The sequence below is a fragment of the Maribacter sp. genome (assembly GCF_049667165.1).
In the GTDB taxonomy this organism is placed as follows: domain Bacteria; phylum Bacteroidota; class Bacteroidia; order Flavobacteriales; family Flavobacteriaceae; genus Maribacter_A.
On sequence record NZ_JBATHS010000047.1, the window covers coordinates 35,629 to 52,120 of the forward strand.

At 40.5% G+C, this 16,492-nt stretch carries 19 protein-coding genes; 11 read left to right on the forward strand and 8 right to left on the reverse strand.

Going from position 1 to position 16,492, the window contains the following annotated elements; all coding sequences use genetic code 11:
- Positions 1–82: 82 nt before the first annotated feature.
- Complete coding sequence (locus WBM98_RS02475; RefSeq protein WP_424364439.1) at positions 83–1,033, forward strand: ROK family protein; 951 nt, start codon at positions 83–85, stop codon at positions 1,031–1,033.
- A gap of 4 nt (positions 1,034–1,037) precedes the next feature.
- On the opposite strand, the gene WBM98_RS02480 is transcribed toward WBM98_RS02475, so the two are convergent.
- The 7 genes from WBM98_RS02480 to WBM98_RS02510 all read right to left on the reverse strand — a co-directional run bounded on the left by WBM98_RS02480 (position 1,038) and on the right by WBM98_RS02510 (position 6,373).
- Complete coding sequence (locus tag WBM98_RS02480; protein ID WP_424364440.1) at positions 1,038–1,511, reverse strand: hypothetical protein; 474 nt, start codon at positions 1,509–1,511, stop codon at positions 1,038–1,040.
- A 78-nt stretch (positions 1,512–1,589) separates the two neighbouring features.
- The gene (locus WBM98_RS02485; RefSeq protein ID WP_424364441.1) at positions 1,590–2,273 is read right to left on the reverse strand and encodes an ABC transporter ATP-binding protein; all 684 of its coding nucleotides are present in this window, start codon (positions 2,271–2,273) and stop codon (positions 1,590–1,592) included.
- A gap of 2 nt (positions 2,274–2,275) precedes the next feature.
- Positions 2,276–3,538 carry an ABC transporter permease gene (locus tag WBM98_RS02490; RefSeq protein WP_424364442.1) on the reverse strand — a complete coding sequence of 421 codons (1,263 nt, stop codon included), beginning with the start codon at positions 3,536–3,538 and terminating at the stop codon, positions 2,276–2,278.
- Positions 3,535–4,620: an efflux RND transporter periplasmic adaptor subunit gene (locus WBM98_RS02495; RefSeq protein ID WP_424364443.1), complete on the reverse strand. Its 1,086-nt coding sequence runs from the start codon at positions 4,618–4,620 to the stop codon at positions 3,535–3,537. The genes WBM98_RS02490 and WBM98_RS02495 overlap by 4 nt, the downstream gene beginning before the upstream one ends.
- Positions 4,621–4,676: 56 nt before the next feature.
- Positions 4,677–4,967: a chaperone modulator CbpM gene (locus WBM98_RS02500; protein WP_424364444.1), complete on the reverse strand. Its 291-nt coding sequence runs from the start codon at positions 4,965–4,967 to the stop codon at positions 4,677–4,679.
- Positions 4,967–5,866 (reverse strand): DnaJ C-terminal domain-containing protein, encoded by a 900-nt coding sequence (locus WBM98_RS02505; RefSeq protein ID WP_424364445.1) that lies wholly within the window; start codon positions 5,864–5,866, stop codon positions 4,967–4,969. Before WBM98_RS02505 ends, WBM98_RS02500 begins: the two co-directional genes overlap by 1 nt.
- Positions 5,867–5,920: 54 nt before the next feature.
- Positions 5,921–6,373, reverse strand: coding sequence for a hypothetical protein (locus WBM98_RS02510; protein WP_424364446.1), 453 nt, complete (start codon positions 6,371–6,373; stop codon positions 5,921–5,923).
- Positions 6,374–6,531: 158 nt separating this feature from the next.
- On the opposite strand from WBM98_RS02510, the gene WBM98_RS02515 reads away from it, so the two are divergent.
- The 3 genes from WBM98_RS02515 to WBM98_RS02525 all read left to right on the forward strand — a co-directional run bounded on the left by WBM98_RS02515 (position 6,532) and on the right by WBM98_RS02525 (position 9,768).
- Positions 6,532–7,779 carry an ATP-binding protein gene (locus tag WBM98_RS02515; protein ID WP_424364447.1) on the forward strand — a complete coding sequence of 416 codons (1,248 nt, stop codon included), beginning with the start codon at positions 6,532–6,534 and terminating at the stop codon, positions 7,777–7,779.
- A gap of 6 nt (positions 7,780–7,785) precedes the next feature.
- Positions 7,786–8,838 (forward strand): response regulator, encoded by a 1,053-nt coding sequence (locus WBM98_RS02520; RefSeq protein WP_424364448.1) that lies wholly within the window; start codon positions 7,786–7,788, stop codon positions 8,836–8,838.
- A 90-nt stretch (positions 8,839–8,928) separates the two neighbouring features.
- A complete protein-coding gene (locus tag WBM98_RS02525; RefSeq protein ID WP_424364449.1) occupies positions 8,929–9,768 on the forward strand; it encodes a universal stress protein in 840 nt (279 codons plus the stop codon).
- An 11-nt stretch (positions 9,769–9,779) separates the two neighbouring features.
- Here WBM98_RS02525 and trxA read toward each other — a convergent pair whose 3' ends face one another.
- Positions 9,780–10,079: a thioredoxin gene (trxA, locus tag WBM98_RS02530; protein WP_424364482.1), complete on the reverse strand. Its 300-nt coding sequence runs from the start codon at positions 10,077–10,079 to the stop codon at positions 9,780–9,782.
- A 115-nt stretch (positions 10,080–10,194) separates the two neighbouring features.
- Here trxA and WBM98_RS02535 point away from each other — a divergent pair, with 115 nt between their 5' ends.
- The 7 genes from WBM98_RS02535 (at position 10,195) to WBM98_RS02565 (ending at position 16,442) form a co-directional block, all read left to right on the forward strand.
- Positions 10,195–11,040: a universal stress protein gene (locus WBM98_RS02535; RefSeq protein ID WP_424364450.1), complete on the forward strand. Its 846-nt coding sequence runs from the start codon at positions 10,195–10,197 to the stop codon at positions 11,038–11,040.
- A gap of 16 nt (positions 11,041–11,056) precedes the next feature.
- Entirely contained in the window at positions 11,057–11,905 is an 849-nt protein-coding gene (locus WBM98_RS02540) for a universal stress protein (RefSeq protein ID WP_424364451.1), read from the forward strand.
- Positions 11,906–11,907: 2 nt separating this feature from the next.
- Complete coding sequence (locus tag WBM98_RS02545; protein ID WP_424364452.1) at positions 11,908–12,768, forward strand: universal stress protein; 861 nt, start codon at positions 11,908–11,910, stop codon at positions 12,766–12,768.
- Between the two features lie 46 nt (positions 12,769–12,814).
- A complete protein-coding gene (locus WBM98_RS02550) occupies positions 12,815–13,222 on the forward strand; it encodes a hypothetical protein (protein ID WP_424364453.1) in 408 nt (135 codons plus the stop codon).
- Positions 13,223–13,240: 18 nt separating this feature from the next.
- Positions 13,241–14,137 carry a mechanosensitive ion channel family protein gene (locus WBM98_RS02555; RefSeq protein WP_424364454.1) on the forward strand — a complete coding sequence of 299 codons (897 nt, stop codon included), beginning with the start codon at positions 13,241–13,243 and terminating at the stop codon, positions 14,135–14,137.
- A gap of 84 nt (positions 14,138–14,221) precedes the next feature.
- Positions 14,222–15,067, forward strand: coding sequence for an ATP cone domain-containing protein (locus WBM98_RS02560; protein WP_424364455.1), 846 nt, complete (start codon positions 14,222–14,224; stop codon positions 15,065–15,067).
- A 4-nt stretch (positions 15,068–15,071) separates the two neighbouring features.
- The gene (locus tag WBM98_RS02565) at positions 15,072–16,442 is read left to right on the forward strand and encodes an MBL fold metallo-hydrolase RNA specificity domain-containing protein (protein WP_424364456.1); all 1,371 of its coding nucleotides are present in this window, start codon (positions 15,072–15,074) and stop codon (positions 16,440–16,442) included.
- The last annotated feature ends 50 nt before the right edge of the window (positions 16,443–16,492 follow it).

A 16,492-nucleotide genomic window follows, 5' to 3' on the forward strand; every position in this document is an offset into this window, starting at 1 on the left:
TCTAAATTTTGAGTTATAGGATGATCTGTATCAGTTTAAAAATCAATACTTTTAGAGTCATTTGTAAGCTAAGAACAATAGTATGAAGACGGTACTGGCCATTGATATAGGAGGAACCTTCACCAAGATCGGCATCGTCGATGATAAAGGTAAGATACTTGCTTCCCAGGTTTTTGGTACAAGGGCAAAAGAGCCTTTTGAAACCTATTTAAAAGAGTTGATACCCAACATTCATCGATTAATGGATACCTCGAAATCCCAAGCCAAACCTTTGGCTGTAGGTATTGGGGCACCCAATGCCAATTCGCTGACAGGTCAGATCGAGAATCCGCCCAACTTAAACTGGGGTAAGGAAATACCGCTTGCCAAATCAATAACAACCGCGTTGAACCTTCCTGTGTATATTGCCAATGATGCCAATGCCGCAGCCTTGGGCGAATTACACTTTGGCATGGCCAAGGGCATGCGGAATTTTGTTGTTTTGACGTTGGGAACGGGTTTGGGTAGTGGCATCGTGGTCAATGGAAACCTCCTCTTAGGGGAACATGCCCAAGCCGGTGAGATCGGACATGTGAATGTCGATCCCAATGGCAGGTATTGTAATTGTGGACTACAGGGCTGTTTGGAAACCTATGCTTCGGTTACCGGCATAAAACGAACGGTTTTTGAGTTGATTGCCGAAATGCGGGAAGATTCCCCTTTAAGGAGCATCAGTTTCGAGGACCTCACAGGGGAAACAATTGCCAAGGCTGCGCTTGATGGTGATCTATTGGCCCTGAGGGCTTTTAGTATTACCGCGGAGATCCTAGGCAGCAAAATGGCCGATACAGTGGCGCATTTAGATCCTGAAGCCTTTATTTTGGCAGGAGGACTCAGTAAGGCCGGGGATATCCTCTTGCAACCGGTTATCGCGAGCATGGAGAAAAATCTATTCGTCGCCTATAAGGGCAAGATACGGGTATATCTATCCGATGCACCTCGAAATGCCGCCATTTTAGGACCTGCGGCGTTGGCTTGGTCAAATATTTCGTAAAAAATCACTCCTCGAGTAAATGTTCCAGGTTTTCGCTATCCAAGATGTGTTCGGTTATGGCAAATACCTGTTTTCTATTTTCACGTACGGTTTTATAGAAATCGGCGATATCATCTTCAAGTACTTGATGTTCATCACGGAATATACTTGAATCATGTTTAAACGGGTCTTGAATGGTCTGGGCGATATGGGAAATATGTTCATCCACCCGTTGAAGTAGTCGATCACTTGTTTTCTTATCCTTTAAAACACCCTTTCCTATCGATTCCACGGCTGCTAGATTCTCTTTTTTTGTGATCCAAATAAAATATTTGCTCAACAATTTATGAAGAAAATGTAGGTCTTGTTTAAAGAAAGTCAGATCAGATTTCCAATGTTTGGTCAACACATATAATTCATTCCAATCTGTTTTTTGTATGAAGGTGCCTTTGGGTCGTGTTCTATAATTTTCCATGATCTTGAAATATAAATTCAACATTTATGAACTTCATTAAAGTTACCTTTAACCTAACGGATTATTTATGACATTTGTCATTGTTCAGATAATGATAGGGAGTTATTGGCGAATAATAGTGCCGTCGCCCATTTCAATGATACGATCGGTATTATCGGCAAAATCGTGATCATGGGTCACTACCAATAAGGAAAGATTTCGTTCTGCGGATAGGTCTTTGAAGATATTCATTACGTTTTGTGAATTATGGCTGTCCAAGTTGCCTGTGGGTTCATCGCCCATGATGATGGCCGGGTCATTGATAAGGGCCCTTGCTATGGCCACACGTTGTTTTTGTCCGCCAGAAATACGTGACGCCAATTTTTTGGCTTGTTCCTGTATATCGAGAAGCTTTAACTTTTCCATGGCGTCGTGTTCAATTTCCTCAAAGGATTTCACCCCCAGTTTTTTTGCAGGGAGCATCACATTTTCAAGCACCGTGAATTCTGAAAGTAGATAATGAAATTGAAAAACGAATCCAATATTGCGATTCCTGATTTTGGCCAATTCCTCATGGGATTTTCCGGAAACCAGTTCCCCGTTCAAAAATAGATCGCCCTCGTAATCGGTGTCCATGGTCGATAAGATATATAGCAATGTGGATTTTCCACAGCCCGACTTGCCCATAATGGAGACGAATTCCCCATGTTTTATACTAAAATTAATATTCTTTAGCACATGAAAAAGCACAGGTTCCCGAAAATATTTATTGATGTTCCTTGCCTCTAAGATAATATTGTTCCCCATGGTTATTGTCCTCTGATTATTTCAACGGGGTCTATTTTCCTTGCTTTTTTGGAGGGGAAATAACCGGCCAGGAATGTTGAGATCATCGCAAACGAGATTCCTATGACGTAATACCAGATATTATAGTTTACCGGATACGTTTTAATGGTAGGAAGTGCCTCTGTCTCAAAGGGCAAATTATCAATCACCGAGGATATGGAATAGCCGACCACCAATCCTAAAATACCACCAATAAGCCCTATAAGAATAGCCTGACTCATAAAAATCAACTGCACATCGCGGCCTGAAAAACCTGTGGCTTTTAAAATGGCTATGTCATTCATCTTCTCATAAATAAGCATATTTAGTATATTATAAATACCAAAACCGGCAACGATCAATAAGGTGATCGATACGGCATAGGTAATAAGGTTTCTTATAGAAGTGCCCGTTTCGAACTGCGCATTGGCCGATTTGATATCGACCGCAGTAAGGTTGAACTGATTTTCGATATTCCGTGCCATGGGAACAGCTTTATCGATATCAAATAATTTAACATTGATATCCGTAAAATAGTTCTTTGGTTCCCCAAGTATCTTTTGCACCGTTTTTAAAGTCGCAAAACTTTGGATATTATCGATATCGGCAAGACCACTTTGGTAGATGCCCACGATTTTCAAAGGAAACAAATCGCCACGTACGGTACTGATCTGTACCGTATTTCCAATATCAAGTGACATTTTTTCAGCAACGCCCGAACCGATCAGGATTCCGTTTTCATAATTGTTCAGGGCCTCAGGGCTACCCTTGATCACATAATCCCCAAAATTGAAAAGGCGTACTTCCTCTAAGACATCAATCCCCACTAGATTACCTCCTAATTCAATGGAACCGGAGATATAGAAGATCTGGGATTTCAATTGGGGAATCACGCCTTTTACATCCGGATTCTTTTTCAGTTGATCGATCAAAGGAAGCGCATTGTGTATTTTGGTCTGGGTTAATTTTGGCTTTATGGAATGAACAAGCTTAAAACTATCCTCAAACTTATCGTATAGATCTAAGGGCTGACGCACTGAAGGTTTGATCTCGTTATAAATATGTACGTGTGGGGTACGGTTTAAAATGAGTCCGTCTAAAAGGCCGTTCAAACCCGTCATGAAGCTTACCAGGATTATAAAGGTTCCGATACCAAAGGTGACCCCCAACGCGGCTATACTTGTTTGTTTGATGCGGGATAGCAAGTGTGTTTTCGAAATACTCAATATGACCTTCCAATTGATCATTGTTCAGGTTTAAGGATTTCAGTATGCTCATCTATGCCCGAGAGTATTTCGACTTCCGTTAGGTTTTTGGCGCCGACCTCAACGCTTACCGCTCCGTCATTTGTTTTCACCATATGGTTGTCCATCAAATATTCCAAGGGTATGGTCAAGGTGTTTTCCTTCTCAGAAACAATAATATTGGCCTCCCCGGCCAAACCGGGGAATAACACTTCGGGCGCCCTATCGAAAACAGCCTCGATCTTAAACGTCTGGGAACGTTCATCTTTTTTCGGGTATATCTTATGAACATGTGCTTCAAAGACTTCCCCGGGATAGGCATCCAGATTTATGATGACCTTTTGGTTGACTTTCAATGTAACGATGTCGACTTCGTCGACCAACAATTCAATTAGGAAATTATCGGAACTACCCAAACTCGCTAGGGGTTCAACGGTGGTTACTATTTCCCCTATATTTTTGTAGATGGCATATACCCGGCCATTGATTTTACTTGTGATGGTGAATTCATTGCTAGTTACTATGGCCGCTTCATAGGTATTCCCGGCCATAGCTACCTTGTTCCTAAGCTCATCCTTGGTGCGGTCGTAATTATTTTCAAGAACGTTCAAATTGTTCAGGGAAAGTTCGTAATTCAATTTTTTGTTATCGAATTCGGCTTTCGAACCGATTTCCTGTTGCCATAAGCGTTCCTGTCGCTTAAAATTCACGGAATCGTTTTGTAATTTCAATCTGGCGGTTTCGATCTCCTTTCGCATTCCCTCCAAAACAGCGGCACTACCTTTATAGGCTTCACGGGCCTCTTGAAGGTTGATTTTCGCGTTTTGCCTTGTCAATTCAGGGGATTTATTGAAAATATGAAATAGCGCACTGCCCTTAACCACAGTATCACCTTCGTTCACATAAAGCTCATCCAATATTCCGGCTACCGATGCATATACGGCGTACAGACTATCTGGCTGTACTATGGCCGAGGCATATACAGACGTAACCAAGGTTGTTTTTTTCGGCGTGATTTTTTCTACATCCTTACCACAGGACAAGAAAAATAGTACCAAGATATAGCGTAGTGCTCTTTGCACCATATGAAAGGTATTTAACACTGATTATTCGGAGCTATAGGTGTGTTTTAGAACAATGATCATTCATAAAAACGCAATTTATTCTTAAGGCTAATATTTTCTTCATGCATTCGATGTATTCTATCCAACAATTCATGAATAACGGCGATACCTTCAAGATTGATGTTTAGATCGGCATGTAGGCGTACTATTTTTTCAACATTCGGGAGTTCATCATATTGGATGTACTCAACGTCTTCCTTTGTAATAACCTCTATCAAACCATATTCTTGTAATTCGATGATAAACCGGGTATTGATCCCATGACTGAAACAAAAATCCTTGACTGCTATATATTTAATTTGCGCCATCACTTCCTCTTATTTAAATGTGCCAATTCCTCGAAGAGTTCCTTTTCTTTGGTCGATAAGCCTGTCGGCATTTTAATGTTGAAGGTTAAGAAGAGATCTCCAAAATGCCCTTCTTTTTTATAGACGGGGAAACCTTTCGATTTCAATTTTATCCTTGTCCCGTTCTGGGTCTCTGGTTTTACCTTTAGCTTCACTTTACCATCGAAAGTTTCAACCGTGATCTCACCTCCCAAAATAGCGGTGTATAGATCCAATTCCACGGTGCGGTGTAGATTATTGCCGTCGCGTTTAAAAGGGGTGTTGTTGTCTATGGCGAAGGTGATCAGAAGATCTCCTTTAGGGCCACCATTGCGTCCAGGACCCCCATGTCCCTTTATTTTTATGGTTTGTCCGTTTTCAATTCCAGCCGGAATGGTGATTCGTATGTTTTTGCCATTGATCGTTAAGGTGCGTTTGTGGGTCGTATAGACATCCTTCAACTGTAATTGGAGTTCCGCGTTGAAGTCCTGACCCCGATATTTTACTTGTCGACCACCAGTGAATCCACCCGAAGGCCTGCCCCCGAACATCGATTCAAAAAAATCGGAAAAATCGTGTTCCCCGAACCCTCCTGTAGACTGGCTACGGTAACCTTGCTGTTGTTGTGCTTTTTTTGCCTTTTCTATTTCATCGGCATGTTGCCAGTCCTTACCATACGCATCATATTTTTTCCTGTTTTCAGGATTGCCCAACACTTCATGGGCCTCGTTGATTTGTTTGAACTTTCGTTCAGCCTCTGGATCATTGGGGTTTACATCGGGGTGAAACTTCCTGGCGAGCTTGCGATACGCTTTTTTTACCTCGGCTTGGGAAGCGTTTTTTGTAATATCCAGTACCTTATAATAATCGATATAGTCCATCTTCCACTTTCACTTTATAGCGTTCCAAATTTGGTGTTCCCGAAAGTTAAAGAATTAGTGCAGAAAGACAATGTCATTATTATCCTTATTGATCTGGATGACATTATTGGCTATATTCAGGATTTCCTTTTTGACCGTTTTGAAATCCTTCATCAGCGATGATTTGCATTTTACGATCCAAGATTGTTCCTGAAACAGCATATCCGGGTCATAGTTTGTCGAACCTTTGATAATATCTATTAAATGGTCCTGATGGTCCTTGAGTCTTTTTTTAAGACGTCCACAATTATAGCAAAGATCTTGAAAACGCATAAGGCTCTCGCGTACCTCATCCAGATTTTCATTATGCACGATCTCCTCAAAATAACGATCTAAAAGTTCTTGTAAAAAGTGTAGTTCGTTACTATGGCACGCCAGATCGGATTTCAATTTCTCACATTCCTGATTATATAGTTCCCAAGTCTCCCTAGACGTCGATTTATCCAAAACGGAATTCACTTTTTCCATGATATGGTGATTTTCACTAAAATTACCTTGATTTATATTTTTAAAATATGATTTATATCATAACGCTACATATCCTAATGAATTAACTTACTTTTAAAAACAAATCAGCTTGAATTAGGCCTCAAATCATATGGTAATTTGACGCAATTCTATATACTATGAGGGTTTTCGCGAAGAACAATTATATTTTCAATCTGCTGTCCGAAGCGGTATCTGAAGGGATATTGGTGGTTGATAGAGCGCAAATCATCGTGGCCACCAACAACAACGCCAATATAATGTTCGGATATGAAAGGGATGAACTCATTGGGCAATCTGTTGCTGTTTTGGTGCCATATCCGCACAACAAGGACCATGACCGCCATGTCGAAACTTTTTTCGACACCCATAAATCTTCTGGTAAAATGATGGTCGATCGCTTATTGTTTGGCCTGCGCAAGAACCAAGAGAAGTTCCCCGTGCAAATAGGGCTCTATCCCTTTTCTTATGAAGGCATCGATTATGTGTTCACCCTTATATTCGATAAGACTGAAATCAGTAAACGCGATTCTCAGATCAAAGACCTGAACGATCATCTCGAAAAAAAGATAAAGACCCGGACCCTGGAGCTTAGGGAAACAGTGGCCATGCTAAAAAAAGAGATAAAAAAAAGGGAAGAGGCAGAAACTAAAATGAAGATAGCGCTGCAGCGAGAGCGCGAACTAAGTGAATTGAGAACAAAATTCTTGTCTTTGGTATCCCATGAATTCAAAACGCCACTCAGTGGTATCCTGACTTCTGCGACACTGGTGGGCAAATATAAGGATACCGATGATCAAGAAAGACGGGATAAGCATTTGACTACGATTATTGGGGAGGTTAGGCACCTTAATGGTATCCTTACCGATTTTCTTTCCATTGAAAGGCTTGAAAAAGGGAAAGAAATCTATAATTACACCAAGTTTTCATTAAGCAAAGTGGTGAATGAAGTCGTTTATAATGCCAACATGCTATTGAAAAACGGGCAGAAGATCAATTATCCTCACAATATCGATGAGGTCGTCCTATATCAGGATGAGAAGATTTTTACCCTGATATTGACAAATTTGATATACAATTCCATAAAGTATGCCCCTGAGGATTCTGAGATCGATATTTCATTTGAAATTGTAGGGGATATGATTATTTTGAAAATAAAGGATTATGGCATCGGAATCCCAGAAAAGGACCAAAAACATATTTTTGAACGCTATTTCAGGGCAGAAAATGCCTTATTGAACCAAGGAACGGGGATTGGTCTTAATATTATCAAGGAGCATATTGAAAACCTCGAAGGAAAGATTTATTTTAAGAGTAAAGAGCATATGGGAACCACTTTCACAGTCGAGTTGCCCAAAGGGGAAGGCATACATTTAGAATTAAATTAGATACGAATGAGTAAAGTTTTATTGATAGAAGATGATACCATTCTAAGGGAGAACACCGCTGAGCTTTTAGGGCTTTCAGATTATACGGTCGTGACGGCTTCGAATGGTAGTAAAGGAGTGCAGATGGCCAAAATGGTCTTGCCCGATGTGATCATCTGTGATATTATGATGCCCGAACTTGATGGTTATGATGTCTTACAGCGATTAGGAGAAGATCCTACAACCAAGCATATCCCTTTTATATTCTTGTCGGCCAAAACTGAGCGAAAGGATATCCGTAAAGGGATGAACCTAGGTGCTGATGATTATTTGACCAAACCTTTTGAGGAAGCCGAGCTTATCAGTGCCATAGAAAGCAGATTAGCTAGGGCCGCCATATTAAAGGAAATCACAGCTTCAGATCCAATGAAGGAGAAACAAATAGATGATGGAATACGTAGCATTCATGAATTCAAAAATTATTTGGATGATAATGGGCAGGACTTTGAGTTTTCGCAGGGAGATGAAATCTATCGTGAAGGAAGCAATGTTCACATGGTCTATCTGATTACAAAGGGTATCGTAAAGACCCATAAATTGGATGAAAATGGTAAGGAATTGATCACTGCCATTTACAATGTGGATGAATTCTTCGGATTTTCTTCATTAACAGCCAACGAAATATATGAAGAATATGCCACGGCCATGGAAGACACGAAACTTGTTGGGGTAAGCAAGGATAAATTAAGGACGGTATTGGAGAAAAACAATGAACTCGCCATTGAACTGATGCATGTCTTGGCCGAAAACCTCACCGAGGCAAGAACACAATTATTGGAAATGGCGTATGGATCTGTGCGCAAGAAAACCGCGAGTACCTTATTAAAGTTCGCCGATAAACTGGAACAGGACGAACTTGGGAATATACATATTTTAAGGAGTGACTTGGCCAATGTTGCCGGTATGGCCACTGAAACTTTGATCCGTACCCTTTCGAGCTTCAAAAAAGAGGGCCTTATTGCCATGGAAGACCATAAAATAAGAATCTTAGATCACGATGCCTTAAGTCGTACCTACTGAACATCACCTAAATTACAAACACATGATCAAAATCATGTACAACCTTGTGCCAACATCTTAATTTTGTACCTTAAATAAATAGACAAAAAGATGATGCATATTTTAGTCCCTACCGATTTTTCACAAAATTCATGGAATGCCCTTAAATATGGAATACAACTCTATAAGGATATCGAATGTACCTTCCATCTACATCATATAAACCCAATACCGGCCTATTCGGCGGCAGGTACCTCTGTAAAGGTATCCTCTAGAATGGCGGAGACAAGCGTCTTAAGCAGTAGTAAGGTCAGCTTCGATCAACTGCTAATGCAAGTCGATAAAATAGCTTCGAAAACCAAACATACATTCGAGACCTTCACTTCCCATAATTTCTTTGTGGAATCGATAAAACGCCAAGTAGAGCTTAGAAAAATAGATTTGATCATCATGGGAACCAAGGGGGCCTCAGGCTTAAAGGAAGTCACCATGGGTAGCAATACAGGGGATGTACTTACAAAAGTCAAATGTCCGTTACTGGCCGTACCAGAGAATGCAGTCTTTAAAATACCAAAGGAAATAGCTTTTCCTACCGATTACCATCTGAGTTATGATTTGAAAGTCCTTGATACGCTGTTTGCCATGGTCAACTTGTATAAATCAAGTTTACGTGTGCTTCATATATCTAAAAAAGGGGAAAGGTTAAGTGACGAACAGTTGGAGAACAAGGAATTTTTGGAGGATTATTTGCGCGATATCGATCATAGCTTCCATTCGCTTACAGGAACCGATCTTGAAACGGCGGTACAATGTTTCACAGAATCAAGGAACATAGATGTCATCACCATGGTGGCCAAGAACCTAAATTTCTTTCAACGAATACTTTTTAGACCCAAGGTAGAACAGATAAGTTACCATACCGATATTCCCTTTTTGGTTCTACACGAGTAACGTCTTTGTGTTCAATTATGGGATTGGATTATTTGGATGATATCCCTTTTTTGAAGTACCCCTGACTGCCGCCATACCTGTTTCCCATTTTTGAACAAGAGCATCGTAGGTACGCCCCGAACCTGATATTTTGAGGCTATGGAGGGATTTTTGTCCACGTCTATCTTTACGATCTTAATCGCATCGCCCATATCGCTCTTTACCTCCTTGAGAATGGGTGCCAGCATTTTGCAAGGGCCACACCAATCCGCGAAAAAATCAACCAGAACAGGAGTATCTGAATTGATAATGTTATTGAAACTACTTTTCATCATAACTCATTTGCAGATGCAAATTAATAAAATACCAAGACTTCAGAACTGACCAAAATCATGGTTTTTGATTTTTAGGAAAGGTAACTTTGGCTAAACACGTAAAGCCAACACCATGAGAAAGATTTTGGTTCCAACTGATTTTTCCGAAAATGCTTTTAATGCCTTAAAATATGCCTGTCATGTATTCAAGTATGAAAAAAGTGAGATTTTCATCATGCATGCCTATGCTGATGAAGTTTACCAACAGGATAAATTGACCAAAAGAAGCCTTTTGGACGAGTTAAAGGAAGAAACATTCCGTAAATCAGTTACACGACTCAAGGGTATTTTAACTGAGATAAAACACCTCTATCCCAATCCGCAACATAGTTATAAGACGGTTGCGGCCTTTGGATCCCTGATCGATGAGGTAAATGATCTGGTCAACCAAGAAAATATGGATGTGGTTGTCATGGCCACCAGGGGGGAGACCAATGATCGAAGTCTAACCTTCGGAAGCAATACCTTGCAAGTCTTGAAATATATCAGTTGTCCGGTGTTGGCCATTCCTGAAGGGTATTCCTACCACGCCCCCAAAGAGGTGCTTTTTCCGACGAATTATTTGGCCCCATATAAAAGACGTGAGTTGAAATTGCTGTGCGAAATGTCAGGTTCGTTTAGGTCTACAATTCATATGCTGTATATCGATCCCATAAAGAAACTCACCCTAAGGCAAGAAGACAACCAGCAATTTCTTAGGGAATGTCTTCCCAAGGCCAAATTGATATTCGAGACCACTGGGGAAAAGGATAAGACCATTGCGATCACCAAATACATTTTACATAATGACATCGATATGTTGGTTTTTGTGAATTCAAGACATTCCTTCCTTGAGGATATGTTGTCGCAATCGACTTTGGATAAGATAGGCCTACATATTAAGATTCCTTTTTTGGTCTTACAGAATTTATTTAGATAATCAAAGAATCATAAATATGAAACGTATAATCTTACCCACCGATTTTTCACAAAATGCCTATAACGCCATATGTTATGCCATTAACCTGTTCAAGGAGGTAGAATGTACGTTTTACCTCGTGCATACCTATACACCTGCCATTTATCAGGCCGAATATGTTTTGCACAGTCCAGGACAGATTGGTCTTGGTGATATCTACCAAGAGAATTCCTTGACACAATTAAAGGATTTGAAAAATAAACTATTGGGGAAATTCAAAAATGAAAAACACACTTTTCTGGTGCATTCGGCCTTTAATATCCTTGTGGACGAAATCGTCGATACATCGCAAAAGGAGGGTGCCAATTTAATCATAATGGGTACCCAAGGAGCAACAGGGGCCAAGGAGATTTTTATAGGAACCAATACGGTGCATGTTATTGAAAAAGGCTGTTGTCCGGTTTTGGCCATCCCTACGGGCGTTGCCTATACTCCCCCCAAGAAATTATTGTTTCCGACCGATTTTGAGATCGATTATCAAAAAGAGCAATTGCAGGAGCTGTTGGATCTAAGTGAATACCATAATACGGAAATCGACATATTGCATGTATCATCAGGATACGATTTAACCCCTTCCCAGGTGAAAAATAAAGCAAAATTGGAAGGAATTTTTGCCAAGACCGAACATCTTTTTCATGAGGTACCCAACCAGGAATTGATTTCCGCGATTAATACTTTTCAACAAACAAAGAGTACAGACCTATTGGTCATGATTCAAAATCGTCATAATTTCTTGGAACGATTGTTCATTGAACCCGTGATCAAGAAATTGAGTTTCCATGAAACCATTCCATTTATGGTAATCCCACCACATCAAAACAATTGAATATGCAAAATATTCTAGTGCCCACAGATTTTTCGAATGATGCCTACAACGCTTTGTTTTATGCGTCCCGGCTCTTTAAGGCCACGACCTGTAATTTTTACCTGTTGAATGCCTATAGTGAACGTACCCCATTGCTAAGTAGGAATAGTAACAATGGCCACCATAATGGTCATCATAAAGGATTACTCGAACAACTTAAGGACGAATCCTGCGAGGAACTTAAACGGACCTTCCATAGGATCAATCTAGACCATAAGTGTCCTGATCATAGGTATACGTTGCTTCCGGTTAAAATGGATTTGACCGAAGCGATGTCAAATATGATTGATGAGTATAAGATCGATTTAGTAGTCATGGGCAACAAGGGTAAATCAAGTGGTTTGGGAATATATTTAGGGAGTACGACCACAAAAATCATGGCGTCCATAAAAAAATGCCCCATTTTGGCGGTTCCTATGAATGCCGATTTTAAGGTGCCTTATGAAATGGCTTTCGCCACGGATTATAAGAGGTCTTATGATGCTGAAATAATCGCACCCTTAAAAGCAATGGCAACCCAGTGTGGTTCAGCCATACGTGTAGTGCACATCAACGTAGAAAAAAGTTTGTCAAAGGTACAAGAGAGTAATCTAAAAACCTTGAGGACCTATTTAAATCCCATTGCCAGTACAATGCACTGGATGCCAAATTTCACTAGTAAAACAAAGGCAATCCAAGCTTTTTTGGATGAGCTTGGTATCGGAATGCTCGTTATGGTGAATTATGAACAGAGTTTTTTGGAGCGTCTATTACATGAACCTGTCATAAAAAAGTTGGCTTTCGATATTGATATTCCGTTTATGGTGATTCCTCAAAAAACCTGAAGGCCCCTATAGGTGTGCCGTATTTAATTTTTAAATGATTGAACTTATGAAAAACATTGGAGTTTGGCTTGATAAGGAAAAAGCACATATTGTAACGCTCACTAAGGATTCCGAAACGTTTGATACCTTGGTTTCAGAAATCGAAAACTATAGGCCATCGGGTGGATCGGGAACCAAGTCGGCCAAATGGGGTCCCCAGGATGTTGTACAGGACAGTAAGTTCCTAGAGCGTAAAAAACACCAATATAAAGCGTATTTCAAGAACTTGGTTATCGCCATTGGAGCAGCTGATAAGCTGGCACTGTTCGGACCGGCTGAAACGGCTACCATGTTCAAGAAAGAATTGGATGAGCACTATCCGCTTGTGGCTGCCAAGGTCACCATCGTTAAAAAGGCCGATAGCATGACCGACAACCAAGTAAAGAAATTGGTCAGGGATTTTTTTGGGAATTGATTCCAAAAAATATAAAAGATGCAAACTTTAAACGATTTTTTAAAAGACCCTTTGGTCCTCAAGGGACTGCGGGTGTTGATTTGGCTGGTTGTTATAGTATTGGTTATCGGGTTTTTAAGAAAATTGACCAAAAAGCGGATAGAAAATGCAGATTTTAGATATAAGGCCCAAAAGGGTATCGAAATAGTCGGGTATATCCTAATCGCCATCTTGTTATTGGTGACCTTCACTTTTGAAAATGTCAAGGACTATACCATTATTATCGGACTTTTTACTGCAGGACTGACATTTACCCTCCAAGAATTGATTTTGAGTATCGCTGGTTCCTTCTATATATTTTTTGTTAGGGTCTATAAGCCAGGTGATCGCATTGAGATAAACAATATCAAGGGTGATGTGATCGATATTGGCAGTATTTATACGACGATCATGGAAATGGGGGAATGGGTCAACAGTGATAATTACTCGGGACGTATCGTAAAGATCAGTAATGCCTTTGTATTCAAAGGTCCCATAAAAAATTATTCGATGGACTTTCCTTTTGTATGGGACGAGCTTAATATTCTAATCACTTATACTTCCGATCTTGAATTGGCAAAGAAAATAATTATGGATCGGGCTTCTGAAATATTGGCGGATTATACGAACAAGTCAAAAGCGAACTGGGCTAAAATGGTCGAACGGTATTATATAGAAGATGCGAAAATTGACCCAACCCTCGCTGTCAGTTTAACCGACAACTGGATTGTGCTGAACCTCAGGTACATTACCGATTACAAATTAAGAAGGAGTACGAAGCATCGATTATTTGAAGCTATAGCTTATGCAGTATCCAAAACGAAAGGGAAGGTCAATTTGGCATCGACCACCTTGCAATTGCTTAAAATACCTGAAATCGAGGTGCAGGTAAAGTAGTACTTCATCAATCAAGGACTGTTCCGAGCGATCATCGGGTAGAATGGATTTATGAATCGAATAAGCAGCTTAAAATCCAATGGCATGAAAGAACCAAAATCAATAGAAATCATTAAATCCTCTGGGGAAAGGGTTAGGTTTTCCTTGACTAAATTGAGAAAGTCGTTACAACGCAGTGGCGCGGACGAGAAGGTTGTTGACCAAATCGTAGATCAGGTTCGGGACGAGCTCTATCAAGGCATATCAACCCGGGAAATATATAACCGGGCCTTTGCTTTGCTAAAAAAGAAAAAAGCGGTTTTCGCGTCTAAATACAAGTTGAAAAAGGCAATTTATGAACTAGGACCTACCGGTTTTCCCTTTGAGAAATTCATCGCCTCCATTTTACAATATTCAGGTTATACCACTGAAGTGGGCAAGATACTTCAAGGCCATTGCGTTACCCATGAGGTAGATGTATTTGCCAAGAAAAATGGACTTGTAGCAGTTATTGAATGTAAGTTCCATAGTGAGGAAGGACGTAATTGTAATGTGAAAATACCGCTCTATATCCGTTCGAGATATGAGGATATCAAAAAACACTGGGATGATAAAAAGACGGAAGAACTTGCTTTGGATAAAGGGTGGGTCGTTACAAACACCCGTTTTACCGAAGACGCGATTTCCTATGGGAGATGCGTGGATCTTTATTTGCTGAGTTGGGATGTTCCCCTAGGAGATGGGCTAAAAGACCGAATCGACAGACTGGGCTTGTACCCAATAACCGTTTCAACACTCTTGAGTCAACGTGAGAAGCAATTTTTATTGAGCAGGGACATTGTTTTATGTCGTCAATTGTTGAACGATCATTTTTTTCTTGACCATTTGGAGATTGTACCACCGAGAAAGGAAAAAATCATGAAAGAACTTCGACAATTATGTAATTGTTAAACAAATGAATACGGTAAAAGTTACATTTTTAGGGGCTTCAGGAACGGTTACCGGGTCTAAGTTCCATTTGGGGACACCAGAACTGGATCTTATGGTCGATTGTGGAATGTTCCAAGGTATAAAAGCGCTCAGGGAAAGAAATTGGGAACCTTTGCCCATCGATGCCCGAAAATTGGATTATGTTTTACTTACTCACGGTCATTTGGATCATACGGGGTACTTGCCCAGATTGGTAAAGGAAGGATTCAAAGGGAAAATATTAGGAACTTCCCCAACGTTGGCCATTACCTCGATCATTCTGAAGGATAGTGCCAAGATCCATGAAGAAGAAGCCGAAAAAGCGAACAGCGAAGGGTACTCCAAACACAGACCCGCACTTCCATTCTACACCCTTGAAGAGGCCGAACGGACCATAGCCTTATTCTCTTCCATTGAAAATAAGGAGTGGGTGACACTCTCCCCGAATATAAAATTCAGAACACAATACAATGGACATATCATCGGGGCAACGTTCATCGAATTGGATATTTTCAGGAAGCGCTTTGTTTTTTCGGGTGATATAGGACGAATGAAAGATGTTCTGTTGGCACCTCCCGAACGACCTGAATGGGCAGATTATCTGTTTGTTGAGAGCACTTATGGCAATAAAAACCATCCCAAGGAAGATGTTGAGGGCATATTGGCACATTTGGTCAAAAAAATCATCGATCAAAGGGGAACATTGATTATTCCTTCCTTTGCCGTAGAACGATTGCAATCGTTGATGTATCGATTATGGATGCTATATAAAAAGAACAAGATCCCCAATATTCCCATTTTTATAGATAGTCCTATGGGAAATAACGTCTTATCGGTCTTTGAACAATTTCCCGACTGGCATGAACTTTCCTTGAAGGAATACCATGCCATGTGTGGGCATATGACCATTATTAGTTCGTACAAGGAGACTTGGGAAACCATCGATGATCCCCGACCAAAAATCGTGATTGCCGGAAGTGGTATGGTCACCGGGGGACGGGTGCTCACCTATTTGCAACAATTTATCGATGTCGAAAGTACGATTGTATTACTCGTGGGTTACCAAGCCGAAGGAACAAGGGGAAAACAACTTTTGGAAGGGGCTTTCGAGTTAAAGCTATTTGGGAAGTACTACCCTATAAAAGCAGAAGTTATGCATTTGGAGAGCCTGTCGGCCCATGCAGACCAAACGGGATTATTGCATTGGTTGAAGGAATTGAAAAATACCCCGGAAAGGGTGTTTTTGGTCCATGGGGAACCGACGTCCCTAGATGCATTTAGAACTAAATTGAACTACGAATTCAATTGGAACGTGCATATCCCCAATTTATATGAGACCATTGAACTTATGGTCTAGGCTTCCAATGACCTTCATCATTGCGCCCACTGATCTTCATCATAGTTGTT

What these genes read in the sequence shown, in the direction of transcription:
- WBM98_RS02475 (WP_424364439.1), top strand. Translation starts at nt 83, where the DNA reads ATGAAGACGGTACTGGCCATTGATATAGGAGGAACCTTCACCAAGATC.
- WBM98_RS02480 (WP_424364440.1), bottom strand. Translation starts at nt 1,511, where the DNA reads ATGTTGAATTTATATTTCAAGATCATGGAAAATTATAGAACACGACCC.
- WBM98_RS02485 (WP_424364441.1), bottom strand. Translation starts at nt 2,273, where the DNA reads ATGGGGAACAATATTATCTTAGAGGCAAGGAACATCAATAAATATTTT.
- WBM98_RS02490 (WP_424364442.1), bottom strand. Translation starts at nt 3,538, where the DNA reads ATGATCAATTGGAAGGTCATATTGAGTATTTCGAAAACACACTTGCTA.
- WBM98_RS02495 (WP_424364443.1), bottom strand. Translation starts at nt 4,620, where the DNA reads ATGGTGCAAAGAGCACTACGCTATATCTTGGTACTATTTTTCTTGTCC.
- WBM98_RS02500 (WP_424364444.1), bottom strand. Translation starts at nt 4,967, where the DNA reads ATGGCGCAAATTAAATATATAGCAGTCAAGGATTTTTGTTTCAGTCAT.
- WBM98_RS02505 (WP_424364445.1), bottom strand. Translation starts at nt 5,866, where the DNA reads ATGGACTATATCGATTATTATAAGGTACTGGATATTACAAAAAACGCT.
- WBM98_RS02510 (WP_424364446.1), bottom strand. Translation starts at nt 6,373, where the DNA reads ATGGAAAAAGTGAATTCCGTTTTGGATAAATCGACGTCTAGGGAGACT.
- WBM98_RS02515 (WP_424364447.1), top strand. Translation starts at nt 6,532, where the DNA reads ATGAGGGTTTTCGCGAAGAACAATTATATTTTCAATCTGCTGTCCGAA.
- WBM98_RS02520 (WP_424364448.1), top strand. Translation starts at nt 7,786, where the DNA reads ATGAGTAAAGTTTTATTGATAGAAGATGATACCATTCTAAGGGAGAAC.
- WBM98_RS02525 (WP_424364449.1), top strand. Translation starts at nt 8,929, where the DNA reads ATGATGCATATTTTAGTCCCTACCGATTTTTCACAAAATTCATGGAAT.
- trxA (WP_424364482.1), bottom strand. Translation starts at nt 10,079, where the DNA reads ATGAAAAGTAGTTTCAATAACATTATCAATTCAGATACTCCTGTTCTG.
- WBM98_RS02535 (WP_424364450.1), top strand. Translation starts at nt 10,195, where the DNA reads ATGAGAAAGATTTTGGTTCCAACTGATTTTTCCGAAAATGCTTTTAAT.
- WBM98_RS02540 (WP_424364451.1), top strand. Translation starts at nt 11,057, where the DNA reads ATGAAACGTATAATCTTACCCACCGATTTTTCACAAAATGCCTATAAC.
- WBM98_RS02545 (WP_424364452.1), top strand. Translation starts at nt 11,908, where the DNA reads ATGCAAAATATTCTAGTGCCCACAGATTTTTCGAATGATGCCTACAAC.
- WBM98_RS02550 (WP_424364453.1), top strand. Translation starts at nt 12,815, where the DNA reads ATGAAAAACATTGGAGTTTGGCTTGATAAGGAAAAAGCACATATTGTA.
- WBM98_RS02555 (WP_424364454.1), top strand. Translation starts at nt 13,241, where the DNA reads ATGCAAACTTTAAACGATTTTTTAAAAGACCCTTTGGTCCTCAAGGGA.
- WBM98_RS02560 (WP_424364455.1), top strand. Translation starts at nt 14,222, where the DNA reads ATGAAAGAACCAAAATCAATAGAAATCATTAAATCCTCTGGGGAAAGG.
- WBM98_RS02565 (WP_424364456.1), top strand. Translation starts at nt 15,072, where the DNA reads ATGAATACGGTAAAAGTTACATTTTTAGGGGCTTCAGGAACGGTTACC.